This window comes from Streptomyces tardus (genome assembly GCF_018101125.2).
GTDB classification, from domain to species: domain Bacteria; phylum Actinomycetota; class Actinomycetes; order Streptomycetales; family Streptomycetaceae; genus Streptomyces; species Streptomyces tardus.
In genome coordinates this window covers 354,665-378,568 of the sequence record NZ_JAELVF020000001.1, presented here as the reverse complement: position 1 = coordinate 378,568, position 23,904 = coordinate 354,665, and the positions used below count along the sequence as shown (strand labels likewise).

Annotated in this window: 21 protein-coding genes; 8 read left to right on the top strand and 13 right to left on the bottom strand. The window is 71.5% G+C overall.

What is annotated here, in order from left to right; all coding sequences use genetic code 11:
* Window positions 1–119: 119 nt before the first annotated feature.
* The gene (locus JGS22_RS01555) at window positions 120–512 is read left to right on the top strand and encodes an SCO5389 family protein (RefSeq protein ID WP_211039870.1); all 393 of its coding nucleotides are present in this window, start codon (window positions 120–122) and stop codon (window positions 510–512) included.
* Window positions 513–596: 84 nt separating this feature from the next.
* Here JGS22_RS01555 and JGS22_RS01550 read toward each other — a convergent pair whose 3' ends face one another.
* Window positions 597–1,679, bottom strand: a complete 1,083-nt coding sequence (locus tag JGS22_RS01550) for an LLM class flavin-dependent oxidoreductase (RefSeq protein ID WP_211039871.1) — start codon at window positions 1,677–1,679, stop codon at window positions 597–599.
* 346 nt (window positions 1,680–2,025) lie between these two features.
* On the opposite strand from JGS22_RS01550, the gene JGS22_RS01545 reads away from it, so the two are divergent.
* Window positions 2,026–2,325 (top strand): Rv1322 family protein, encoded by a 300-nt coding sequence (locus tag JGS22_RS01545; RefSeq protein WP_211039872.1) that lies wholly within the window; start codon window positions 2,026–2,028, stop codon window positions 2,323–2,325.
* A 200-nt stretch (window positions 2,326–2,525) separates the two neighbouring features.
* Here JGS22_RS01545 and JGS22_RS01540 read toward each other — a convergent pair whose 3' ends face one another.
* The 7 genes from JGS22_RS01540 to mce form a co-directional block, all read right to left on the bottom strand.
* A complete protein-coding gene (locus tag JGS22_RS01540; protein ID WP_236072987.1) occupies window positions 2,526–3,992 on the bottom strand; it encodes an ABC transporter permease in 1,467 nt (488 codons plus the stop codon).
* Window positions 3,989–5,218, bottom strand: coding sequence for an ABC transporter ATP-binding protein (locus JGS22_RS01535; RefSeq protein ID WP_211039873.1), 1,230 nt, complete (start codon window positions 5,216–5,218; stop codon window positions 3,989–3,991). The genes JGS22_RS01540 and JGS22_RS01535 overlap by 4 nt, the downstream gene beginning before the upstream one ends.
* A gap of 193 nt (window positions 5,219–5,411) precedes the next feature.
* Complete coding sequence (locus tag JGS22_RS01530; RefSeq protein WP_211039874.1) at window positions 5,412–6,176, bottom strand: ABC-2 transporter permease; 765 nt, start codon at window positions 6,174–6,176, stop codon at window positions 5,412–5,414.
* Window positions 6,177–6,181: 5 nt separating this feature from the next.
* Window positions 6,182–7,174, bottom strand: coding sequence for an ABC transporter ATP-binding protein (locus JGS22_RS01525; RefSeq protein WP_211039875.1), 993 nt, complete (start codon window positions 7,172–7,174; stop codon window positions 6,182–6,184).
* Between the two features lie 158 nt (window positions 7,175–7,332).
* The gene (locus tag JGS22_RS01520; protein WP_211039876.1) at window positions 7,333–8,280 is read right to left on the bottom strand and encodes a coiled-coil domain-containing protein; all 948 of its coding nucleotides are present in this window, start codon (window positions 8,278–8,280) and stop codon (window positions 7,333–7,335) included.
* Window positions 8,281–8,885: 605 nt separating this feature from the next.
* The gene (gene scy, locus JGS22_RS01515; RefSeq protein ID WP_211039877.1) at window positions 8,886–12,278 is read right to left on the bottom strand and encodes a polarized growth protein Scy; all 3,393 of its coding nucleotides are present in this window, start codon (window positions 12,276–12,278) and stop codon (window positions 8,886–8,888) included.
* Between the two features lie 321 nt (window positions 12,279–12,599).
* Window positions 12,600–13,073 (bottom strand): methylmalonyl-CoA epimerase, encoded by a 474-nt coding sequence (mce, locus tag JGS22_RS01510; protein WP_211039878.1) that lies wholly within the window; start codon window positions 13,071–13,073, stop codon window positions 12,600–12,602.
* 135 nt (window positions 13,074–13,208) lie between these two features.
* Here mce and JGS22_RS01505 point away from each other — a divergent pair, with 135 nt between their 5' ends.
* A complete protein-coding gene (locus tag JGS22_RS01505) occupies window positions 13,209–14,411 on the top strand; it encodes an acetyl-CoA C-acetyltransferase (RefSeq protein ID WP_211039879.1) in 1,203 nt (400 codons plus the stop codon).
* 261 nt (window positions 14,412–14,672) lie between these two features.
* Entirely contained in the window at window positions 14,673–15,656 is a 984-nt protein-coding gene (meaB, locus tag JGS22_RS01500; RefSeq protein ID WP_211039880.1) for a methylmalonyl Co-A mutase-associated GTPase MeaB, read from the top strand.
* Between the two features lie 106 nt (window positions 15,657–15,762).
* On the opposite strand, the gene JGS22_RS01495 is transcribed toward meaB, so the two are convergent.
* Complete coding sequence (locus JGS22_RS01495) at window positions 15,763–16,461, bottom strand: PepSY domain-containing protein (RefSeq protein WP_211039881.1); 699 nt, start codon at window positions 16,459–16,461, stop codon at window positions 15,763–15,765.
* Window positions 16,462–16,607: 146 nt separating this feature from the next.
* Between JGS22_RS01495 and JGS22_RS01490 the strand changes: the two genes are divergently transcribed.
* Window positions 16,608–17,273, top strand: coding sequence for a response regulator transcription factor (locus JGS22_RS01490; protein WP_211039882.1), 666 nt, complete (start codon window positions 16,608–16,610; stop codon window positions 17,271–17,273).
* Window positions 17,263–18,804, top strand: a complete 1,542-nt coding sequence (locus tag JGS22_RS01485) for a sensor histidine kinase (protein WP_211039883.1) — start codon at window positions 17,263–17,265, stop codon at window positions 18,802–18,804. The genes JGS22_RS01490 and JGS22_RS01485 overlap by 11 nt, the downstream gene beginning before the upstream one ends.
* A 41-nt stretch (window positions 18,805–18,845) precedes the next feature.
* On the opposite strand, the gene JGS22_RS01480 is transcribed toward JGS22_RS01485, so the two are convergent.
* From JGS22_RS01480 to JGS22_RS01465, 4 genes are all read right to left on the bottom strand, one after another.
* Window positions 18,846–19,349: a MarR family winged helix-turn-helix transcriptional regulator gene (locus JGS22_RS01480; RefSeq protein WP_372454171.1), complete on the bottom strand. Its 504-nt coding sequence runs from the start codon at window positions 19,347–19,349 to the stop codon at window positions 18,846–18,848.
* 154 nt (window positions 19,350–19,503) lie between these two features.
* Complete coding sequence (locus JGS22_RS01475; RefSeq protein ID WP_211039884.1) at window positions 19,504–20,208, bottom strand: AIM24 family protein; 705 nt, start codon at window positions 20,206–20,208, stop codon at window positions 19,504–19,506.
* Window positions 20,205–20,855: an AIM24 family protein gene (locus tag JGS22_RS01470; protein WP_211039885.1), complete on the bottom strand. Its 651-nt coding sequence runs from the start codon at window positions 20,853–20,855 to the stop codon at window positions 20,205–20,207. Before JGS22_RS01470 ends, JGS22_RS01475 begins: the two co-directional genes overlap by 4 nt.
* Window positions 20,855–21,493 (bottom strand): AIM24 family protein, encoded by a 639-nt coding sequence (locus JGS22_RS01465; RefSeq protein WP_211039886.1) that lies wholly within the window; start codon window positions 21,491–21,493, stop codon window positions 20,855–20,857. The genes JGS22_RS01470 and JGS22_RS01465 overlap by 1 nt, the downstream gene beginning before the upstream one ends.
* Before the next feature lie 90 nt (window positions 21,494–21,583).
* Here JGS22_RS01465 and JGS22_RS01460 point away from each other — a divergent pair, with 90 nt between their 5' ends.
* Both JGS22_RS01460 and JGS22_RS01455 read left to right on the top strand, forming a co-directional pair.
* The gene (locus tag JGS22_RS01460) at window positions 21,584–21,934 is read left to right on the top strand and encodes a DUF3817 domain-containing protein (protein ID WP_211039887.1); all 351 of its coding nucleotides are present in this window, start codon (window positions 21,584–21,586) and stop codon (window positions 21,932–21,934) included.
* A gap of 232 nt (window positions 21,935–22,166) precedes the next feature.
* Window positions 22,167–23,903: a glycosyltransferase family 2 protein gene (locus tag JGS22_RS01455; protein ID WP_211039888.1), complete on the top strand. Its 1,737-nt coding sequence runs from the start codon at window positions 22,167–22,169 to the stop codon at window positions 23,901–23,903.
* Window position 23,904: the final 1 nt, after the last annotated feature.

The window sequence follows — 23,904 nt, the reverse complement described above, 5'->3', positions numbered from 1 at the left end:
TAGTGGAGGAATTGCCGAGTGAGACGGCAGCCGCCTGTCAGGCGTGCCCTCGTCTCACTTTGCACCCTCTGCCCCATCCGTGAGGCCCCGTCAGGTCGGGGTCGCGAGAGGAGAACCACATGTCGCTCGACGTCTCACCGGCGCTACTCGAGCAGGCCGAGCGAGGCGAGGTCGACGAAGCCGCGTTCGTCGACTGCGTCAAGAACTCTCTCCCGTACGCCTGGGAGATGATCAGCTCCCTGGTCACCCGACTGCAGGTCGACGGCGGGGAGTTCGCCGACAACCAGACGCCGCCTCCGGACGAGCAGGCGCGCGGCCAGCTCCTGCGCGCACTGGCCAGCGACGCCATACGCGGCGCGCTGGAGCGGCACTTCGGGGTCCGACTGGCGTTCCAGAACTGCCACCGTGTGGCGGTCTTCCTCCTGGACAACTCCGTCGACGACCGTCACGCCCGCTTCACCTCGGTGCGCGGTCAGCTGCTCAACCAGTCGCCGGTGCTGCGCGACTGCTGACCGTCCTGGACGCGTCGTTCGCAGCCATCGCCGAGCCCGCGGCGTCCCGTGGCCGCGGTGAACCGAGCGACGCGTCCGAGGTCGTCAGCGCTCCGTGCCGACGAGGTCCTCAGCCCCTGCGCCGCCATCGAGCAGCGGCAGCACCTCGCCACCGAGGCGCCGCAGATTGAGCTCGGTGGCGGCCAGATCGCCGGTGCCCTCGGCAAGCAGGGCGAAGTGCCGGATGCCGGTGCGTTCGGCCGTCGCCGAGAGCCGCTGTGCGCACAACTCCGGTGTACCGACCGGATGCAGCTCGCTGAGGAGACCGGTGTAGGCGAGCGGGTCGCGCATCGCCCGGGCCCTGCCGTCCACGGTGACGTACGCGCCCAGGCCGTCCCGGAACCAGCCCGGCATCGCCTTGGTCAGTGCCTCGACCGCGTCCTCGCGGCGGTCGGCGATCTGCACCACTCCGACCGAGACATGCGGAGCACCGAGCACCAACTCGGGCGGGTGCCCCGCCGCTTCGGCCTCGCGCCGCCACAGCGCGACCATCCCGGCCTTCTCCTCGTCCCCGCAGTGCATACCCAGCAGCATCGGCAGCCCGCGCCGCGCCGCGACCCGTACGCCCCGCGGCGAGATGCAGGCGACCGTCACGCCCGGGCCCGAATCCGCCTGCGGATGCCCGCTGTTGACGAGGTCACCCGCCCGGGGCACGACGCTGACGTCCCGGAAGCGGTACCGCCCGCTCCGCGAACCGACGGACTCCTCGCGCAACCAGCGCAACAGCAGGTCCAACTCCTCGGGGAAGTCCCGCTCGTAGGCGTCGACGCCGCCGCCGAAGACCTCCAGGTCGACCCATGGGCCGCCGCGTCCCACCCCCAGCCGGAAGCGGCCTCCGGACACCAGGTGCAGCATCGCGGTCTGCTCTCCGAGCGCCACCGGGTGCAGATTCGGCAGCACGCTCACCGCGGTGCCGACGGTGATCCGCTCGGTGCGGCCGAGGAGGTAGCCGGCCAGCGTGGCCGCGTTCGGGCAGGTGCCGTACGGGACGAAGTGGTGCTCGGCCAACCACACCGCGTCCAAGCCGGCTCTCTCGGCCGCCTCGGCGCTGCGCACCGCCCGGTGCAGGGCCTCGCCGTGCCCCTGACCGGGAAACTGTCCTGCCAGAACGAAGGCTCCCAGTTGCATTGTCAGCTCCTTCGGCCCGGCCCTGGGCCGGAGTGCTCACTCGCTGCGGACGGGAGGCGCCGGTCCCGGACGCGTGGCCGTTCTCCTTGCATCCCCTCGCACACGTACGCGGTCGCGGGCGCCCGCAGTCATGAGACGTGCGGCGCCAACTCCCGTTCCCTCTACGGCACTAACGGCTGACACGTGCCCAGGGCACGGCTTCGCCGCCGGGTTGTTGTGATCATCGGGCGCGTCCGGGGGTCCGTTCGGTGCGTACCCTGGAGGGAAGGCGGACGGAGCGGTGGGGGAGCGCTGCGTCCGCGCAGCAGCCAGGAGCCCCGGCTCCCGAGGACGATCGAGGTGTCGTGTGTCTCCCCGTCGCAACCGCCCGCGCGGTGCCGTCAAACCCGGTGGTGCCGAACCGGCCGTGCGCCACGGCCTGGAGCGGTCCGAGAGCTGGCAGGGCGACGCCTGGGCGGTGCGGCACATCAGCGGAGCCGCAGCCGTCAAGCACTACCGGTGCCCGGGGTGCGAGCAGGAGATCCCGCCCGGAGTGCCGCATGTGGTGGCCTGGCCGCAGCACGGGGACGGTGACGACCGCAGGCACTGGCACAAGGGGTGCTGGAACGCCCGGGACCGTCGCGGCGCCCGCCACGGCCGCTTCTGACCCGGCAGCCGGCGCAGGCGGGCCGCCCGCCGCGCACCTGGACCGTGCTCGCCCGCATCCGCACCGTGTTCGCGCCCGCGCCGTGCCCCGCGCCGTGCCCCGCGCCGAGAGTCGGCCGACACGGCTGAGGCCGGACGGTTCGCCGTGAACCGTCCGGCCTCAGCCGTGAGTTGAACCCGCCCGGGGGGCCGCGTCCGGGCTCAGACGTCGCGAATGGCCAGCCGGGTGTACGCGGCTGCCAGTACCACGGCAGTTGCCCCGGCCAGCAGTCCGAGCAGCGGCCAGCCGGTGGCGTCGATGTCGCCGGCCATCGAGAAGCGGTGCAGCGTGGAGAGGCCGTTGAGCGGCGAGTACTCGCGGAATTTGTCGCTCAGATCCGTGGTCTTCTCGGAGATCAGCAGGAAGAACGAGATCACGATCGGCATCAGCACCAGCCCGATCATGATGGTGATGGCGGCCGGCGCACTGCGCAGCAGCGCACCGAAGGCCAGCGCCAGCACCCCGAGAAGCGCCACGTACAGGGAGGCGCCGACGGTCGCGGCGAGCCACTCCGCACCGGTCGTGACGGCTTCGCCGGCCTCCTCGGACGCCTCGTTCGCGGCGAATCCGTCCAGCGGTTTGCCGCCCAGCATCATGTTGTTGAGCAGTCCGGTGATGCCTGTGGCCAGCAGCGTCATCAGGAAGGACAGCAGGAAGAAGACGGTCGCCTTCGCGGTCAGCACCCTGGCGCGCTGCGGGCAGGCCGTCATGGTGGTGCGGACCATCCCGGTGGTGTACTCGGAGCTGATCACGAGCACACCCATCGAGATGATCGCCAACTGGCCGAACATCAGGCCGTAGAAGTTGGGCCCGAGCACCGCCATGATGGCGTGCTCCTCGGTGTTGACACCCACTCCGACCAGGAAGCCGATGCCGACGGTGAGCAGGAACATCGTGACCAGCGCCCACACTGTCGACCGCACCGAGCGGATCTTGGTCCACTCCGAGGCCAGCGCATGGCCCAGGTGGGTCTTGGGAATCGCCATCGAGGACTGGTACGGCGCCACAGCACCGGCGTAACCAGGCTGCTGCGGCACGGCGTTGGGCTGCTGTCCGCCGTGCGGGAACCCGGCGCCGGGGGGCTGGTCGGCCGGCGATCGGCCGCCGTCGGTCTGCTGCGGCTCCTTCGTCAGAGTCGCAGGAGCGCTCTGCCCCTGGCCTCCGTACCCGCCCGACTGCGGTGCGGGTGGCTGCTGTGGGGCCGCGTACGGCTGGGCGGCTGCCGCCTCCGGTGCCATGGGCGCGTGCGACGGCGGCTCCTGCGGCGGTGACCCCGGCGGGGGACCGTGCGGAGCGGCCGGCTGCGGGGCGTACGGCTGGTGTCCGTACGGCTGCGGGGCGTGCTGCTGTTGCGGGGCGTACTGCTGCGACGGGAGCTGCTGCCCGTACTGCTGCGGCGGCGCCTGCGGCGGTGCGTACGGGCCCGACGGGGGCGGTCCCGGCGGGGGAGTGCCGGCGCCCTGCGGCGGGGCCGGAGTGTCGAACGGGCTGCCCTGCGGCGGCGCCGGGTGCTGCTGCGGTGCGTGGGGCGGTGCGCCGGGCTGCGGGTGCTGGGGGTGCCCCTGCTGGTGCGGGTGCTGCTGCGGCGCGCCCTGCTGCGGGTGTTCGGGCTGCTGGGGCGTGGTCATCGGGCGGCCTCGCTGTCGGACGTGGGGGCACCGGGCGTCGGTGCGGCGTACGGCTGGGTGCCGGGGGCGCCACCGGGCCAGGGCTGCTGCTGCGGCGGGTGCCCGCCGGGCGCCGGTGTGCCGTAACCGGTGCCCGGTTGCTGCGGCATCGGCTGCGGGGCGTACCCCTGCTGCGGATACCCCTGAGCGCCCGGTGCCGGGTGTCCGGGGCCGGCCGGGTAGCCGTGGCCCTGCGGGGCGTGGCCCTGCGGGGCGTGGCCCTGCCCCGGCATCCCCTGCGGAAGCGGCTGGAGCGAGCTGCGGGTGTCGACCGTGGCGCGGTAGTCCACCGCCCCCTGCGTCATCTGCATGTACGCCTCCTCCAGGGAGGCGTGGTGCGGCGACAGCTCCCAGAGTCGTACGTCCGCCTCGTGCGCAAGGTCGCTGATCTGCGGCAGCGCGAGCCCCGTCACCCGGAACCCGCCGTCCTCCTCGGGCAGCAACTGGCCGCCGGCGCGGGCGAGTGCGGTGCGCAGCTTCTCCGGGTCGTCCGGACGGTCCTCGGGGACCCGGACGCGGGCGTAGCCCTGGGAGTTGTGCGCGATGAAGTCCTTCACCGACATGTCGGCCAGCAGCTGGCCGCGGCCGATCACGATGAGGTGGTCGGCGGTCAGTGCCATCTCACTCATCAGATGGCTGGAGACGAGCACGGTGCGGCCCTCGGAGGCCAGCTGCTTCATCAGATTGCGAATCCACAGGATGCCTTCGGGGTCGAGGCCGTTGACCGGCTCGTCGAAGAGCAGCACCGGCGGGTCCCCGAGCAACGCCCCCGCGATACCGAGCCGTTGGCCCATGCCGAGCGAGAAGCCCTTGGACCGCTTGTGCGCGACCTCGCCGAGGCCGACGACGTCGATCACCTCGTCCACCCGGGAACTCGGCACTCCGGAGAGCTGGGCGAGGCAGAGCAGATGCTCGCGGGCGCTGCGTCCGCCGTGCACGGCCTTGGCGTCCAGCAGCGCGCCCACCTGGCGAGCGGCGTTGGGCAGCCGACGGTACGGCAGCCCGTTGACGGTGACGGTGCCCGCGGTCGGTTCGTCGAGCCCGACGGTCATCCGCATGGTGGTGGACTTGCCCGAGCCGTTCGGCCCGAGGAAGCCGGTCACCACACCGGGACGCACCTGGAACGACAGCTGGTACACCGCCGTCTTGTCCCCGTAGCTCTTGGTCAGGCCGACGGCCTCGATCATCTCTCTCCGCCCCTGTGCCGCTCGCGGTCCGCCGGGTATCGGCCGACGGGTGGCCAACCCGGTTTCCGGGCCTCGGGGAGCGTACTCCAGACGTGTGACAGCCGCTCCGACCGGCTTGGCGGGGAGCGGCTGTCAGCTGTGCGAGATGGACCGTGACGCGCGAATCGTCGGAAGTGCCCGCCGGTCCGGGGGCTCAGGCGTCCCGGCGCTTGAGCATGACGTAGCCGCCGATCAGCGCCGCCGCCACCCAGGCGAGCATGATGAGCAGCGCACCGCCCGGACCGTACGCCCGGTCGAAGTCGGTGAGGTCGTTGACCGCGAGCATCGTCATCCCTGCCTGGTCGGGCAGGAACTGGGCGATCTTGCGGGTCGCCTCCACCACTCCGAGGATGCCGGAGACGATGAAGAAGAAGGGCATCAGAATGCTGAACGCAAGCAGCGGACTGCGCAGCATCCAGGTCACGCCCATGGAGAAGAGCGCCATCAGCGTCATGTAGAGCCCGCCGCACACCACCGCGCGCAGCACGCCGTCGTCGGTGATCGACGCCTTCTCCTCGCCCAGCACCAGCTGGCTGCCGAAGAAGGTGGCCACGCTGGTCACCATGCCGACCAGGAGCGCCAGCGCGGTGCAGGCGACGAGCTTGGCGGCCATGAAGACACCGCGCTGCGGCACCGCGCCGAGCGAGGCCCGGATCATCCCGGTGCTGTACTCGCCGGAGACGACCAGCACACCGAAGGCGACCATCGCCAGCTGACCCATGCTCATGCCGCTGAAGCTGACATAGGTCGGGTCCAGCGGCCCGCCGCGCTCCTCGTTGGAGAGGTTCTTCAGCAGGGCGCTGAAGGCGATGCCGATGGAGACGGTCAGGAAGAAGGCGAGGACAAGCGTCCACAGCGTGGAGCGGACGGTGGTGACCTTGGTCCACTCCGACTTGAGTACCCGCGTCAGATGGGCCATGGCTCTCAGAATCCTTCCTTCTGCTGCTGCGGTCCCCAGCCCTGCTGCTGCCCCGGCGGCGGTGCCGCGGCCGGTTCTCCGGGGCCGGGCAGTGCGGTGTGCGCGTGGTACTCGACGGTCTGGGCGGTGAGCCGCATGAACGCCTCCTCCAGCGACGCCTGTTGGGGGCTCAGCTCGTGCAGCACCAGCCGGTGCTCGGCGGCGAGCTCACCGATCCGCACCGCCTGCGCGCCCTCGACCTCGATTGCTCCCTCGGCGCCCTCGGTGGGTGCCAGCCCGTCGGCGACCAGCACGTCCCGCAGCCGCTCGGGCTCCGGAGCGCGCAGCCGTACGTACGTACGGGAGTTCTCCTCGATGAAGCTCTCCATCGTGGTGTCGGCGAGCAGTCTGCCCCGGCCGATCACCACGAGGTGCTCCGCGGTCAGCGCCATCTCACTCATCAGGTGGCTGGAGACGAAGACTGTGCGGCCCTCGGAGGCCAGATGCTTCATCAGATTGCGGATCCAGTGGATGCCCTCGGGGTCGAGGCCGTTGACCGGCTCGTCGAACATCAGGATGCGCGGATCGCCGAGCAGCGCCGCGGCGATGCCCAGACGCTGACCCATGCCCAGCGAGAAGCCGCTCGGCCGCTTCTTCGCGACGCTGCCCAGCCCCACCAGGTCCAGCACCTCGTCCACCCGCCGGGTGGGGATGCCGTTGGACTGCGCGAGGCAGAGCAGGTGGTTGCGCGCGGTGCGTCCGCCGTGGATCGACTTGGCCTCCAGCAGCGCGCCGATGTGGTTCAGCGGGTCCTTCAGCTGGTCGTAGTGCTTGCCGTCGATCCGGACGTCACCCGCGGTCGGCCTGTCCAGGCCGAGCATCATGCGCATGGTGGTCGACTTGCCGGCGCCGTTGGGCCCGAGGAAGCCGGTCACCACCCCCGGACGCACCCCGAAACTGAGCCGGTCGACGGCGGTCTTGGTGCCGTACCGCTTGGTCAGCCCCTCTAGCTCGATCATGCGCCGACGCTAGTCGATGCAACGGACACCGTGCCAGCGGAACGTGTGCCTCCGAACCGCCGGAACCGGGCCCCGTCCCTCCGGAACGGCGCGCGGCGCCCGGCACCGCCCCTGAACGGGCGGACCGGGCGCCACAGCGCGGGACCGACGAGCGGGCGTCAGCGGGTCTGCTGAGCCGGAACGCTCTTGGTGGCGCTGTCGTCCTCGTCCTCGGTCTCGACGCCGAGGCTGGCGGCGACCGAGGCGCCCGTGACGCTCGCGAGCATTTCGCGGACGTTGGTGAGCTGGGCGTTGATGCTGTCCCTGCGGTTGGTCAACGCGGTCAGCTCGCGCTCGGACTCGCTGCGCACGCGGTCCGCCTTGGCGTTGGCGTCGGCGACGATGTCCTCGGCCTGGCGCTGCGCGGTCTCCACCGTCTGGCGCGCACGCCGCTCGGCGTCCGTACGCAGCTTCTCGGCCTCCAGGCGCAGCTGCTCCGCCCGGTGCTCGATCTCGGCGAGCCGCTTCTCGGCCTTGGCCTGACGGGAGGCCAGGTCCCGCTCGGACTGCTCCCGTCGCTTGGCGAGGTTCGTCTCGAAGTCGGTGGCGGCCTGGGCGGCCTTGGCGCGGGTGTCCTCGAAGAGGGCGTCGGCCTCCTCGCGCTTGGACAGGGCGTCCTTCTCGGCCTCGGCGCGCAGCGAGGCGGCCTCGCCCTTCGCCTTCTCGGCGATCCGCTCGCCCTCTTCCTCGGCCTTCGCCCTGCGGTCGGTGGAGTACGCCTCGGCGTCGTCCCGCACCTGCTGCGCGGCGCTCTCGGCGAGCTCGCGGTGCTGCTCGGCGGCCCGACGGGCCTCCTCACGCAGGTCCTTGGCCTCCTCCTCGGCGAGGCGGAGGATCTTCTCCACGCGGGCACCGAGGCCGGCGTAGGAGGGCTCGGAGTCGTTGACCTGGGCCTGGGCGTTCTGCGTTTCGAGGTGGAGCTCCTCGATGCGCTTCTCCAAGGACGTGATGCGCGCGAGCGCGTTGTCCCGGTCGGAGATCAGCTTCGAGATGCGCTCGTCCACCTGACCGCGGTCGTAACCACGCCGCACCTGCTCGAAGCCGTAGGGGGAGGAAGTGTCGCTCATGGGAATCCTGTCGAATGAGACCGGTGAGGTGATCGGGGAAAGGGGGTGAGCCGTCGCGGGGTCCCGCGGGCGTGCGCTGCCCGGTGCTGAAAGCTCAGGCCCCGGGCGGGAGTTGCTCCAGGCCGCTCCTCACCCACCACGGCGACTGACGGAATGGTCGGCCGCCCGGGGGCGGGAGGGAGCCGGCGATGCGCCGCGCCCCTCCTCGCGCCGGGAGGCGTACCCGCTCCGCGTCGGGTCGTGGCCCGCGAGGGGAGGTCCGTGGTGTCGTGAGACATCGATCATGAAGTGCTACCTGCGCTGCTGCCGTTCTGCATCTGACGCTGAAGCACCTCCGCGCGCTCGTCCAACAGACCCGTGCGGACGGGGGGTTGGTCCCGCTCGGACGCCGACCGCACTCCATGCCTGTCCACCCGCTCGCGGTCGTATCCGCGCCGCGGGGGCGCGAATTCGGCAGCGAAGGTGTCACTCATGGGCTTCCTGTCGGAGAGAGCGTTGAGGGCTTGGGAGAATCCTAGGGGGATGGACGGCGTGTCATCGAGCGGATGTCCGTTTGATGTGGAGAATGCTCGCTCTTTCGGGTGGCTGCGAGGTGACTGGCACACTTACGAGCCCTTTCCACCCTTCGCCGGACGACCGTTCTTCCCGCTGCCGGCGCCCGCACCGACGGCCTCTTCGCCCTCGGACCCGCGATCCGCGCCGCCCGTGCCGGACTTCTCGGCCGCACCGCTCTTGCCGCCCAGATCGCCGCCCACGCCCAGCGATTCGAGCATCGCCTGGACGCGTGAGATCTCCGAGTTGATGTCCTCGCGGCGCCGGGCGAGCACGTCGAGCTCCTTGCGGCTCTGCTCGACGGTGCGCTCCGCCTCCTGCTCGGCCTCGTTGCGGATCCGCTGGGCCTCCGCCGCGGTCTCCGCACGCTTCTGCTCGGCCTCGTTGAGTAGTCCCTCGGCCTTCCGAACCGCCGCGATACGGATCTTGCCCGCCTCCGAACTCGCGTCCGAGAGCTGCTTCTCGGCCCGCTCCTTCGCCTCGGCGAGCTGCTCCTCCGCGGCCTTGACCAGCGCGTCGCAGCGCTCGCCGGCCGACTTCATCGCCTCGGCCGACTCCCTGCGCGCCCGGGAGTGCAGGTCCTCGACCTCGCTCTCGGTGCGCTCGCGCAGCTCCTCGGCCCGCTCCCGGATCGCGGTGGCGTCCCGACGCGCTTCCTCCAGCATGGTGTTGGAGTCCTCGCGGGCCCGCTCGACCAGCTCCGTACCGCCGGACCTCGCCTCGCGCTCCAGCCGCTCGGCCTCGTCGCGCGCGGCGCCGACCATCGAATCGGCCTGCTTCTCGGAGCGGGCGGCGGTCTTGAGTGCCTCCTCCTGCGCTCCGCTGACCAGCTTGTCGGCCTGCTCCGCCGCTTCGGAGAGCTTGCGGGCGGAGTCCCGCCGAGCCTCGTCGCGCATCCGGTCGGCTTCCGTCCGGGCCCGCTCCGCGTCGGCCTCGGCGCGCGCACGCTGCTCGGCCGCCTCCTCGATGGCCTCCGAAACGGTGCGCTCCGCAAGCGACTTGGCCGCCGCCGACTCCTCGTCGGCCTCGCGGCGCACCTTGAGCGCGGCCTGCTCGGCCGCCGAACGCTGCTCGGCGATCTCGGCCGCGGCCTCCTCGCGCAGCCCGGACACCGCCTGCCGTACGGAGGCGGCGTGCTCCTCGGCGGCGGAGACCAGCTCCGCGCCCCGACGCTCGGCCTCCTCCACCAGCCGCGTCGCCTCGGTCTGCGCCTCCTCGACCCGCTTGTGCGCGGAGGACAGCAACTCCTCGCTCTGCTCCCGCGCCTGGGAACGCTCGCGATGCGCCTCCTCGCGCGCGTCGGCGAGCAGGTCGTCGGCCTCCCGCCGCCGCCGTGCCGCTTCCTCCTGGGCGTCGGAGAGCGCCTCGGCGGCCTCCGCGCCGGTCCGCTCCGCCGCCGCTGCCGCCTCGGTGCGGATACGGTCCGCGGTGTCCTGCGCCTCGGCGCGCAGCTGCTCGGCCTCCGCCGCCGCCTCCGAACGCAGCCGTACGGCCACCGACTCGCCCTCGGCGCGTGCCGTGGAAGCGTCGGCCGCGGCCTCGGTGCGCAGCCGTTCGGCCTCCTCGGACGCCTGCTGCTGGAGGGTGCGCACCCGGTCGGCGATCTCCGCGCGCTGCCGCTCCGTCTCGCTCCTGGCCTCCTCGCGCAGCCGCTCGGCCTCGGTGCGCGCCTCCCGCAGCGACTGCTCGGCCGCGGCGACCTTCGCCTCCGCGTCCTCGCGCAGCGCGGTGAGCTCCTCGGCGGTGCTCGTCCTGACCTGCTCGGCGGCCTCCTCGGCCTCGGAGCGCAGCCGCTCGGCGGCCTCGGTCGCGTCCGTCCTGGTGCGCCCAGCGGCCTCCTCGGCCTCGGTGCGCAGCTGTTCGGCCTCGCTCCGCGCCCGCTCCAGCGCCTCCTCGGACTGCCGACGCAGGCTGGTGGCGCGCTCGATCGCCTCGGTGCGCACCCGCTCGCCGTCGGTGGTGGCCGAGCTGCGGGTCTCCTCCGCGTCGGAGTTCGCCTGGCCGATCAGCTCCTCGGCCTGGCTCGCGGCCTCCTCGATCTGCTGGACGGCGTCCTTGCGGGCCTCGCCGCGGATCCGCTCGCCCTCCTCGACGGCCTCGGCGCGCAGTTGCTCGGCCTCGCCGCGCAACCGCCGTGCCTCCTCCTGGAGTTCGACCGTCTTGGCGCGGTACTCCTTGGTGTCCGCCTGGGCGGACCCCTTCAACTCCTCGGCCGTGTCGTGTGCTTCGGCGCGCAGCCGGTCGGCCTCTTCCTCGGCGTCCTTGCGCAGCCGCTCGGCGTCCTCGGAGGCGCTCTTGGTGGTGGTGCGCGCTTCCTCGGTCGCCTTGCTGACGATCTCCTCGGCCTTGCGTGCCGCCTCCGCCAGCTGCGCGGCGGACTCCTCCGCGGACTTGGTGCGACCGCTCTCCCTGGCCTCGGCGAGCAGGCGGTCGGCCTCGGTACGGGCGTCGACGAGCTTCTGCTCCGCCTCGCTCTTAAGAGTCTCTGCATCCTTGGTGGCGTCGCCGACCATCCGCGCGACCTCGGCCTTGGCCGTGCGCACCCGCTGCTCGTTGGTCGACTCGGTGTCCGCCGACTCCTTGGCGGCGGCGCTCCTGGCCTCCTCGACCAGACGCTCCGCCTCGGTCCGCGCCTCGCGCACGGACCGGTCCGCCTCCGCTATCCGCTCCTCGGCCCGGGACTTGAGGGTCGCCGACTCCTGACGGGAGGCCTCGGACTCCGAACTGGCCGACTGCCGCAGCCGCTCCGCGTGCTCGGCGGCCTCCTGGGCCTGCTCCGAGGCGGCCTTGAGCAGCCGCTCCGCGTCCGCCCTGGCGCGACGGATCACCGCGTCGGCCTCGGAGCGCGCGGTCTCCGACTCGCTCGCCAGCCGCTGCCTGGCCTGCTCGACGAGCCGCTGGGCCTCGGTACGGGCCTCGCTCAGCGACTGCTCGGCCTCGGTGCGGCTCTCCTCCACCAGCCGGCGGGCCTGCGACTCGCTGCGTGCGCGCAGTTGCTCCGCCCAGGCGACGTTCTCGTTGACGTGGGACTCGACGGTCGAACGGCGCTCGGCCAGCTCCTGGTCGAGCTGCTGGCGGCGGCGCACCGCCTCGCTGTGCAGATCGGACTCGAGCCGGGAGCGTGCCTCGGACTCCTCCTGCTGGAGGCGCTGGGTCCGCAGACGTACGTCGTGCACCTCGCGCTCGGCGTCGGCGCGCAGCTGCTCGGCCTGCAACTGGGCGTTGCGCAGCAGCTGTTCGGCCTGACTGGAGAGGTTGTCGTACCCTGCCGGGCGCGAGGCAAGGCTGCGCCGCGCCTCGTGCAGCTTGGCACGGAGCACTTCGACCTGGTAGCCGAGGTCGTCGGCGTGGTCGACGGCCTTGTCCCGCTCCTTCTTCAGCCGCTCCATCTCGGCCTCGAAACGCGAGAGGTGGTCGTCAGCCTCGTAGCGGTCGTAGCCCCGCACTTCGCGGTCCCATCCGTCCCCTGGTCGACAAGGTGTGAACGTCCAGTCTTCCTGCTAGAAGCGTCGCCATCCCGAAGGATGTGAAGAACATCCCGGCGAGACGTTCCGAGGAAATGGTGTCAGATCATCGGCGGGAGGCGGAACGGGTGTGGAGAGCCTGTTCGTGCCGTACGCCGCTTCGCCACTCTACCGATGTTCACGGCGGCCGGTCGCGCCTTGTTCAGACCCGCGGCCGACCCGATACCCCGCGGTGCACAAGGCGTAGTGGTGCGACCGCATTTGGCGACTGTCCGTCACGTTCCGTACCGGATCGGGCGTCCTTCACCGATCGGTCGCCGATTCGCTGCCGTGCTCGGGCGCCGCGGGCTTCTCCGCACCGGCCGAGGTCACCAGTTCGGTGAGGACCCCGTGGCAGTCCTTCGGATGCAGAAACGTGATCCGCGAGCCCATCGACCCTGTCCGCGGCTCGTCGTAGAGGACCCGCACGCCCTTGTCCCCGATCTTCTGTGCATCGCCGTCCACGTCGGCCGTGCCGAAGGCGATGTGGTGGACGCCCTCGCCGTTCTTCGCCAGCCACTTGGCGACCGCGGAGTCCTCCCGGACCGGCTCCAGTAGCTGGATCCAGGAGGCGCCGCCGTCGTCGGTGCCGTTGATCCTGAGCATGGCCTCGCGCACGCCCTGCTCCTCGTTCACCTCGCGATGGAACACCTCGAAGCCGTAGGTCGCCCGGTAGAACTCGACGGTCCGCTCCAGGTCGTGGCAGGCGATCCCGATGTGGTCGATACGCGTCAGCATGGGACCAGGACATCGGTACACGGCCGGTTGCGCAAGGTGCGCACGGTCACACCTCCAGGACGATGACCGGGCTCAGTACCGCTCAGTAAGCTGGAGGTTAACCCTCATTCACTTTTCCACCGAAGGGGCCTCGGCATGAGTGGCACGACCGGCACCACCTCCGTGATCGTCGCGGGCGCGCGTACACCCATGGGACGTCTGCTCGGCTCGTTGAAGCCGTTCTCCGGTGCCGACCTCGGCGGCTTCGCGATCAAGGCGGCACTGGAGCGCGCCGGCGTCACCGGCGACCAGGTCGAGTACGTGATCATGGGCCAGGTCCTGCAGGCGGGCGCCGGCCAGATCCCGGCCCGCCAGGCGGCCGTCAAGGGCGGTGTCCCGATGAACGTCCCGGCGCTGACGATCAACAAGGTCTGTCTCTCCGGGCTGGACGCCATCGCCCTCGCCGACCAGCTGATCCGCGCGGGCGAGTTCGACGTGGTCGTCGCGGGCGGCCAGGAGTCCATGACCAACGCGCCGCACCTGCTGCCCGGTTCGCGCGCCGGCCACAAGTACGGCGCGATGGAGATGCTCGACTCCATGGCCCACGACGGGCTCACCGACTCCTTCGACGGAGTGCCCATGGGCGAGTCCACCGAGCAGCACAACACCCGCCTGGGCATCGGCCGCGAGGTGCAGGACGGGATCGCAGCCGCCTCCCACCAACGCGCCGCCGCCGCCCGCAAGAACGGGCTCTTCGAGGCCGAGATCACCCCCGTGGAGATCCCGCAGCGCAAGGGCGAGCCCGTCGTGGTGGCCGAGGACGAGGGCATCCGCGCCGACACCACCGTCGAGAGCCTCGCCAAGCTGCGTCCCGCCTTTGCCTCCGACGGCACCATCACCGCCGGCACCGCCTCCCAGATCTCCGACGGCGCGGCGGCGGTCGTGGTGATGAGCCGCGCCAAGGCCGAGGAGCTGGGCCTGGAGTGGATCGCCGAGATCGGCGCCCACGGCAACGTCGCCGGCCCGGACAACTCGTTGCAGTCCCAGCCCTCCAACGCGATCCTGCACGCCCTCGGCAAGGAGGGGGCGCAGGTCGCGGACCTGGACCTGATCGAGATCAACGAGGCGTTCGCGGCAGTGGCGCACCAGTCCACCAAGGACCTCGGCGTCAGCGAGGACCGGGTGAACGTCAACGGCGGCGCGATCGCTCTCGGCCACCCCATCGGCATGTCCGGCGCCCGGCTCGTGCTCCACCTGGCGCTGGAGCTGAAGCGGCGCGGCGGCGGTCTGGGCGCGGCGGCGCTGTGCGGCGGCGGCGGGCAGGGCGACGCCCTCCTCGTCCGCGTCCCGCGGGCCTGAACCCGGCGGCGCCCGGGCGCGGTCGTCCCCGCGGCGGCCCGGCCCGGCCCGGTCATCGGCCATCGGGGCGTCCGGTGTTTCGATCGGAACGCGACACCCGGCGGGCCGGTGCTCCGCCACGGTACCGCCGCCCGTCGCGGCGTCACCGACTCTCGTGACGGACCGCCCGTACCCTGCTCTCACCCAGGGGTGCGGGCGGTCCGCCGCGTACGGCCGCGGCCCGGCGCCGCACCCCGCCCCGACGGCGAGGAGCACGCGGCGATGGTGGCGCAGCACACGGAGATCGCCCGACTCGTGGAGCAGGCCCGTGCCGGGCGGCCCCGCGCCGTGGCCCGACTGATCACCCTGGTCGAGAACGCCTCGCCGCTGCTGCGGGAGGTCATGGCCGCGCTCGCCCCGCACGGTGCCGGCGCACACGTCGTCGGGCTCACCGGTGCGCCGGGAGTGGGCAAGTCGACCACCACCTCGGCGCTCGTCTCCGCCTATCGGGCCACGGGCGCGCGGGTCGGAGTGCTGGCGGTCGACCCGTCCTCACCGTTCTCCGGCGGTGCGCTGCTCGGCGACCGCATCCGGATGTCCGAGCACGTCGGCGACCCGGGCGTCTACATCCGCTCGATGGCGACCCGCGGCCACCTCGGCGGGCTCTCCCGCGCCGCTCCCCAGGCGATCCGGGTGCTGGACGCGGCCGGCTGCGACGTGGTGCTGGTGGAGACGGTGGGTGTCGGCCAGTCCGAGGTCGACATCGCGGGCCTGGCGGACTCCTCGGTGGTGCTGCTGGCGCCGGGGATGGGCGACGGGGTGCAGGCGGCGAAGGCGGGCATCCTGGAGATCGGCGATCTGTACGTCGTCAACAAGGCCGACCGCCAGGGTGCGGACGCCACCGTGCGGGAGCTGAACCACATGCTCGGCCTCGGCGAGGCCCGTGAACCGGGGGACTGGCGGCCGTCGATCCTGCGCACCGTTGCCAGCCGGGCCGAGGGCGTCCCCGAGCTGGTGGCGGCGCTCGACCGCCACCGGGAGTGGATGGCGGAGCACGGGGTCCTGGCCGGACGGCGACGGCGCCGTGCGGCCCGCGAGCTGGAGTCGCTGGTGGTCGCCGCGCTGCGGCAGCGCCTGGCGGAGCTGCCGTCTGGCGGCCGGTTGGAGTCGCTGGCCGAGGAGATCACCGCCGGCCGGCTCGACCCGTACACCGCGGCCGACCGGCTGCTCGACTGCCTCACCGCCGCAGCCGCACCCCCGCACTGAACGACGTACGGGCCGCCCCTCCCGTACGGCTCGTACGCGTGCGTACGAGCCGTACGGGAGGGGCGACCCGGCGGGCGTCGGACCTCGGAAGCGGAGCGCGAGGCGATCAGTCGTCGTCGCGGTCGTCGCGGTCGTCGTCCCGGTCGTCCCGGTCGTCCCGGTCGTCATCGCGGTCGTCGTCGTGGACCGTGGCCTTGCCCGACTCGACGTTGACGCGCAGCTCCACGTCGTCGTCGTCATCGCGGCCGTCGACCTTCTCGAAGTCGACCTTCCACACCGTTCCGCGCTTCTCCAGGTCGATCTCGTCGATCGTGCCGGGGACCCGCTCGTTGGCGATGCGCGCCGCGTCGGCCAGCGAGGTCTTGGCGTCCGCCAGAACGGCGCGCACCTGCTTCGCGGTCCGTTCGTTGCGGTCGTCGTCGTCATCGGTCCGGCTGGAGACGACCTCGCCGCCCTTCCTGGCGACGTCGACCCGGCGCCACTCGCCGTCCTCGGTGAGGATGTCGACCTCCCAGACCCGGTCGTCGTCCTCCAGCTCCAGCTTGTAGGCGTGGCCCGGCTCGGCCTTCAGCGCCTGGCCGACTGCCTGCTCGGCGCTGATCCACGAGCCGCCGTTGCCCTTGCCGTCCTTGCTCCCACCGCGGTCGTCCCGGTCGTCCGAACCGGCGTCGTCCGCACCGGCGTTGAGGGTGCGGGACGCGGGCTTGCGGTCGTCGCCGTCGTCGGCGAAGGCGGTGCCTGCGAGCACCGCACCCCCCGCCACGCCCGCAGCGGCCAGGGTCGCGATGATGACGTTGCGCTTCATGGTGTGCCTCCACAAGAGTCTCGCCCCCGAGCGGGGCTCCCGTCCGGCCTCGTCGACCGGACAGCACTCACACTGCCCGGTGCTGCCTGAAGGCTTCCTGAAGCAAGCTGAAGAGGGCTTCAGGAAGCGTCTGCCACTCTTGCCCCATGCGCGTGCTGATCGTGGAGGACGAGCGGAGACTTGCGACGTCACTGGCCAAGGGCCTGACGGCGGAGGGCTTCGCGGTGGACGTGGCACACGACGGCCACGAGGGGCTGCATCTGGCCACGGAGAACCCGTACGACCTGATCGTGCTGGACATCATGCTGCCCGGCGTCAACGGCTACCGGATCTGCGGCATGCTGCGCGCAGCCGGGGACGAGACGCCGATCCTGATGCTCACGGCCAAGGACGGCGAGTACGACGAGGCCGAGGGACTGGACACCGGCGCCGACGACTATCTGACGAAGCCGTTCTCCTACGTCGTGCTGCTCGCCCGCATCCGGGCGCTGTTGCGCCGACGCGGCACCGGCGCCTCGCCCGTGCTGCGCATCGGCTCGCTCACCGTCGACCGCGCGGCGCGCACCGTCGCCCGCAACGACGTCCAACCCACGCTCACCGCCAAGGAGTTCGCCGTACTGGAGCAGCTCGCGGTCCGCCCGGGCGAGGTGGTGTCCAAGTCCGAGATCCTGGAGCACGTGTGGGACTTCGCCTACGACGGCGACCCGAACATCGTCGAGGTCTACATCAGTACTCTGCGTCGCAAGCTCGGCGGCGGGCTGATCGTGACCGTGCGCGGCGCCGGATACCGGTTGGTCTCCGATGACCGGTAAGTTCTTCGCCTCCGTCAAGGCGCGCGCGGCGCTGGGCGCCACCCTCGTGGTCGCGGTGGCACTGGCCGCGGCCGGCGTCGCGGTGGTCTGGCTGCTGGAGACGAACCTGATCCGCGAGGTCGACCTCCAGGCGGAGGTGCGGGCCCGGGACGTGGCCGGCCAGATCGCCACCGGCACGGCGCTCGGTTCGATCGAGGTCGGCGACCAGCCGGTGCAGATCCTGGACGGCAACGACCGGGTGCGTGCCGTCAGCGACGGGCTGGACTCCATCACCGGTACGCCCGCCGGAGGCGTGAAGGCCGTCGGCCCCGCCGCCTCGCCGACACCGACCCGACCCTCGCCGGAGAAGTCCGCGCCCTCGAACCCGGACGACGACGATGACGACGACGATGACGACGACGATGACGACCGGGAACGCCCGCGCAACGGCGACGGCAACGGCGACAACGACGGCGAGGACCCGCTCGGCCCCGGGGAGGTGGACGACGACCTGGACTTCGTCCGCGGCAGCGCCGTCGTCGACGGCAGCGGCGGCGACTACCGCTTCGCGGTCGCCGAGGCCAAGACCCCGCGCGGTGAGACCCTGACCATCTACGCTGGCGCCCCGCTCGATCTGGAGCGTGCCGCCGTGGACACCATCCGCAACGCCCTGCTCATCGGCGGTCCGCTGCTGCTGGCGATCGTTGCGGTCACCACCTGGCGCGTCACGAGGCAGGCCCTCCGGCCGGTGGACGGCATCCGCCAGGAGATGTCCGAGATCACCCGCTCCACCGACCTCAGCCGCCGGGTTCCCGAGCCGCAGGTCGAGGACGAGGTCGGCCGACTCGCCCGTACGACCAACGAGACCCTCACCGCGCTGGAGTCCTCCGTCGAGCGGCAGCGCCGCTTCGTCGCCGACGCCTCGCACGAGCTGCGCAGCCCGATCGCCTCACTGCGCACCCAGCTGGAGGTCGCCGAGGCGCACCCGGAGCTGCTCGATCTGCCCGGCGCCGTCCACGACACCGTACGGCTCCAGGACCTCGCCGCCGACCTGCTGTTGCTCGCCCGCATCGACGCGGGTGAACGGCCGGTCGGCGCGCGGCTGGACCTCGCGGCGCTGGTCGACGAGGAGCTGGACCGCCGTACCACCGATCCCCACCCCCTCACCGCTCAGCCATTGGAGTCGGCCGAAGTGACCGGATCCGGTGGGCAGTTGGCGCGCATCCTCGGCAACCTGCTGGACAACGCCCAGCGTCACGCCACCGGACGGGTCCGCGTCTCGGTGCGCACGACCGCGACCGAGGCGGGCGGGAACCGGCTCGCCGAGCTGGAGGTCGCGGACGACGGCGCGGGTGTGCCCGAGGCCGAACGCGACCGGGTCTTCGAACGCTTCGTACGCCTCGACGACGCCCGCAGCCGGGACGACGGCGGCGCGGGACTCGGCCTGGCCATCGCCCGCGAGGTCGCCACCCGGCACGGCGGCACCCTGACCCTCACGGCGGCGCCGGAGGGCGGAGCGCTCTTCACCCTCCGCCTGCCCCTGGCCGACTGACCGAGCCGGGCCCCGCCTCCGGCCGCCGGCACCCACCCCGCTCAGAACCGCCCGCGCCGCTCCCGCAGGCGGTCGACGATCGGGGCCATCGAGTCCTCCAGGGCACTGAGGGCACTCGGCGGCAGCAGGTCGATGAAGTGCCTGCGCACCGAGTCCACGTGGTGCGGAGCCACCTGCCGCATGGTCGTCCAGCCGTGCTCGGTGAGCACCGCGAACAGCCCGCGTTTGTCGGTGTCGCAGTGCTCCCGGCGCACCAGCCCGGCTTTCTCCATCCGTGTGATCTGGTGGGAGAGACGACTCTTGGACTGGAGCGTCGCGGTCGCCAGATCGCTCATCCGCATCCGGTGCTGGTCCGACTCCGAGAGGTTCACCAGGATCTCGTAGTCGTTCATCGTCAGATCGAAGGGCTGGAGGTCCTTCTCCAGCTGGTGCGTCAGCATCCGGCTGGCGTCCAGGTGCGCCCGCCAGGCCCGTTGCTCAGCCGGGGTGAGCCACCGAGTCGCACCCTGCTCGGCTTTCGCGCCGTGGCCGTTTTCCATGTCCATAACGCGACTTTACCCAGCTCCTGACGGTCCTCGGACCGCCGCGGTCCGTGACCACCCGCAGCGACCCGGCAGGGATCCGAACGTGGGCACCTGAGACCGGGACAACCCCGCGACCTGCTCCGGAGCCCGGATCCACCGCCCCGCCGCGCCCGCGCTACGGCTGCGGTGGGCCGCCGGGGACACCCTGCTGCTGCGGTGTGCCGCCGACCGACTGCTCGTCCAGCATCTTCTCGGTCGACTGCACCAGCACCGTCCCCGCACCGGTGAACTCGAACTGGTGCTCCTCGCCGGACGCCCCGCCGATGCCGGTCAGATGCCGTACGCCGCCGAGGAAGCCGCGCAGGTACTGGTGGTCGTAGTGGTGGCACGGCGAGGGGCAGTCCGCCCAGCCGACCAGCGCCTGCGGGTCGACCCGGATCGGCGGTTCGACGAAGTGCACCTGGCCGTTGGAGGCGGCGACGAACTTGCCGGTGCCGATCAGCGTGACGAAGCCCGGGATGATCGACTGCTTGAGCGACAGGCTCGGCTCGAAGGCGAGCAGATTGCCCGAGCGGACGGTGAGGTTGCCGTCCTCCAGGTCGTAGGAGTTGATGTCGTACGCGCGGTCGGCCAGCAGCAGCTTGCCGTGGCCGTTGGCCACCACCCAGTCCGCGGCGTGCAGCGGGCTGTGGAAGCTGGAGGCGATCAGGCCGTCCAGCGGGCCGTGGCCGATCCCGTCGAAGCTGATCTGCCCGTAGTAGGCGATCATCTTGCCCTTCTGGAGGAACCACTGCCCCGCCAGCTCCACGCTGAAGGCGTACGGATTGGCGTTGTCGTTGGACGGCAGGGTCCGCACGTCGTACTCGACGGGGTCGCTCACAGCTTCTCCTCACTCGCCTGCACGAAGACCGTCCCCTGGCCGGACAGCTCCAACTGGAACGCCTCTCCGGACCCGCGGCCGACCATGTCCCGCCAACTCAGCGCTGTGGTCAGCCGGTTGGTGAGTCGGCCCCGGTGGCCGACGTACGCCTGCGGGTCGACGTTGACCGGACGGTCGGAGGCGACGCTCAGCTCCAGCACCCCGCCGTGCGCGAGCACCGCGACCGAGCCCTGCCCCTCCAGAGTGGTGGTGAACAGCCCCTGCCCGGTGGCCTGTCCGCGCACCATGCCCATCACTCCGCCCTGCGAGCCGAGGAAGACGGTGCCCTGCCGGAGGGCGCCGTCGAAGGCGAGCAGCCGGTCGGCCTCCACGTGCAGCAGTTCGCCGGTCAGATCGATCACATGCACCTCGTGGCCGCCGTGCCCGAACATCACGGTGCCGTTGCCCTCGACGGTCATCAGCGGTGCCGCCTCGCCGCGCACCCGGCGACCGATGGCCGACATGACGCCGCCCTGGCCGCTCATCAGGTTCGGGGTGAAGCTGAGCTCGCCGCGGTAGGCGATCATCGCGCCCCGCTGGCTGAAGATCCGCTGTCCCGGCGCCACTTGGGCCTCGACCATCTTGGTGCTCAGCCGCTGGAACCCCATCAGAGCTCGCCCCCGATCGTGTTGCGCTCACTGGGCTGGACGTAGACCAGGCCCTCGCCCTCGAAGCGGATCTGGAACGCCTCGCCCGACCCCTCGCCGATCACCGTGCGGAAGGTGACACCGCTCTGGAGCTTCTGCGTCAGCTTGCCGGTGTGCGCGATGTACGCGCCCGGGTCGACCTGGAGCGGGTTCTGCGCGTCCACTCGCAGCGCGAGGGCCGGGCCGTCGGACATCACCGCTGCCAGCCCCTGGCCCTCGACGGTCGTGGTGAAGAGCCCGTTGCCCTGCGAGGTGCCGCGCAGGCCGGTGAACGTCGTGCCGGTGCGCAGGCCGCCCTCGGTGGCGAGCAGGTTGCTCGCCTCCACGTGCAGCTTGTCGCCGCCGAGCCGGACCAGGCTGATGTCGCGGGCCCCGTCGGCGAAGTAGCAGGTGCCCCGGCCGGTGACTTCCATGACCGCCATCTGCTCGCCGGTGAGTCTGCGGGTGACGATGCCGCGCAGGCCGTTCCCGCCGCCGGTCAGCTTCTTGAAGGACATCTGCCCCTCGTACGCGACCATCGAGCCGTTCTTCGCCCGAACCGCGTCCCCGGCCAGATCGACCGCCAGGACCTTGCTGCCCTCAACCCGGAAATGCGCCACAGCCCACAACCTACCCCGGTCGGAGCAACGCCCGGGAGGCTGTCACAATGACAGTGCTTGTGCATTCGTTCACAAACCCGAGGACCTCCCATGGACCCCAAGACCAGCGCCGCGCTCAACCGACTCCGACTCGTCAGCTCGCCCGAGGCCGTCTCCTTCCTCCTGCTGCTGGTCTGCTCCGTGCTCAAGCGCACGACCGACTTCAACGCGGTCCCGGTGGTGGGCGCCGTTCACGGTGTGCTCTTCATCATCTACGTCCTCTTCTGGGCCGACGCCTGGAACCGCACCAAGTGGCCGCTGGGTCGTGCCGTCCTCTGCTTCGCCCTCTCCGTACTGCCCGCCGGCGGCTTCTACGCGGAGAAGCTGCTCCGCGAGGAGATCAAGTCCGGTGCGATCGCCGAGCGCGCCCGCAAGGAGCCGCAGCGCGAGGAGAGCGTTTGAGCAACGCCCCCGCCCCGGGCGTTTTCCGGGGCGCGGAGCCAGCGGCGAGCGGCGCCCCGGGCTGCTGCCGGTGCCTCAGCTGACGCACCGGCAGCCCCGTACCCCCTCGTTCCGCGTCGAGTGGCCCAGCGGATCTGACGCTGGGCCACCTTTGCATCACCAACATTCGACACCCCGCCCGCTGTCCCTTTTGCTGAGGAATGTCATCTATCTCGGCTGAGCGGAGGGACCCGTGCGGCTGTCTGGCTACGACTACGAGACCTACAGCCGTCTCGCGGGACCACTCGCGCCGGCGGAAACCCCCTACCGAGTCAGGTACCAGAGCCTGCTCAGCGCGGAACCCCACCGTGTGCGCGCCGTACTGCTGATGACCGCGGCACCGCTGCTCTCCGGAGTGCTGCTGCTCTTCCTGGTCTGGCCCTCGCACTGGACCGACCGCGACAACGCCCCGGCGTATCTGCTGGTCGCCGACGCGGTCATGCTCGGCTGCATCGGGCTGATCGAGTTGTTCCGGCTGATCAACGTCATCTCTATCGCCCACGCCACGATGGTCGCCCGCGACCCCGTGCCGGTACACCCCGAGGCCGGGACCCGGGTCGCCTTCCTGACCACCTACGTGCCGGGCAAGGAACCGATCGCCATGGTGCGCGCGACGCTGGAGGCGGCGGTCGGGATGCACCACGACGGGCTGCTGCACGTCTGGCTGCTCGACGAGGGCGACGACCCGCAGGCCCGCGAACTCTGCGCCGAGCTCGGCGTCCACCACTTCACCCGCAAGGGCGTCCCCGAGTGGAACCGGGAGACCGGCGTCCACCGGGCCAAGACCAAGCACGGCAACTACAACGCCTGGATCGCCATGCACGGCGACTCCTACGACTTCTTCGCCTCCGTCGACACCGACCACGTACCGCTGCCCAACTACCTGGAGCGGATGCTCGGTTACTTCCGCGACCCGGACATCGCCTTCGTGGTCGGGCCCCAGGTGTACGGCAACTACGTGCAGCCGGTGACCAAGTTCGCCGAGAGCCAGCAGTTCCTCTTCCACGCGCTCATCCAGCGCGCGGGCAACCGGTACGGCTCGGCGATGTTCGTCGGCACCAACAACGCGGTGCGCATCAGCGCGATCAAGCAGGTCGGCGGCCTGTACGACTCGATCACCGAGGACATGGCCACCGGTTTCGAGCTGCACCGCACCCGCAACCCCCTCACCAACCGGCACTGGCGCTCGGTCTACACCCCGGACGTGCTGGCCGTCGGCGAGGGCCCTGAATGCTGGACGGACTTTTTCACCCAGCAGATGCGCTGGTCGCGCGGCACCTACGAGACCCTCATCCAGCAGTACTGGCGCCGCCCCCAGCGGTTCGCGCCCGGCAAGCTGCTCAACTACTCGCTGATGCTCGCCTACTACCCGATGAGCGCGATCACCTGGATGCTCGGCGCGCTGAGCTGCACCCTCTTCCTGTGGCTCGGCGCCTCCGGCACACAGGTCACCGCGGCCGTCTGGCTGATGCTCTACAGCGATGTCGCGGCCCTCCAGATCGGCCTCTACATCTGGAACCGGCGCCACAACGTCTCACCGCACGAGCCCGAGGGGTCCGGTGGCCTCGCGGGCATGGCCATGTCGGCGATCTGCGCCCCGGTGTACGCGCGTTCGCTGATCGCGGCGGTCTTCCGGCGCACCTGCCGCTTCGTGGTGACGCCCAAGGGCGGGTCGGCCAGCCCCGACCGGCTGAGCACCTTCCGCATCCACCTCTTCTGGGCCGCGCTGCTCGGCAGCGGCTTCCTCGCCTCCGTCGTCCTCGACCACACCCATGTCGCCATGCGCACCTGGACCGTGCTCGCCCTGGTCATCACGGTGGCGCCGATCGCGATCTGGGCCTTCACCGAGTACCGCAGCAGACGGGGCAGCAGCGAGCCGCCCCAGGACGAGCCCCAGAAGGAGCTCGTCATGACCTCGACCGGGAGCTGAT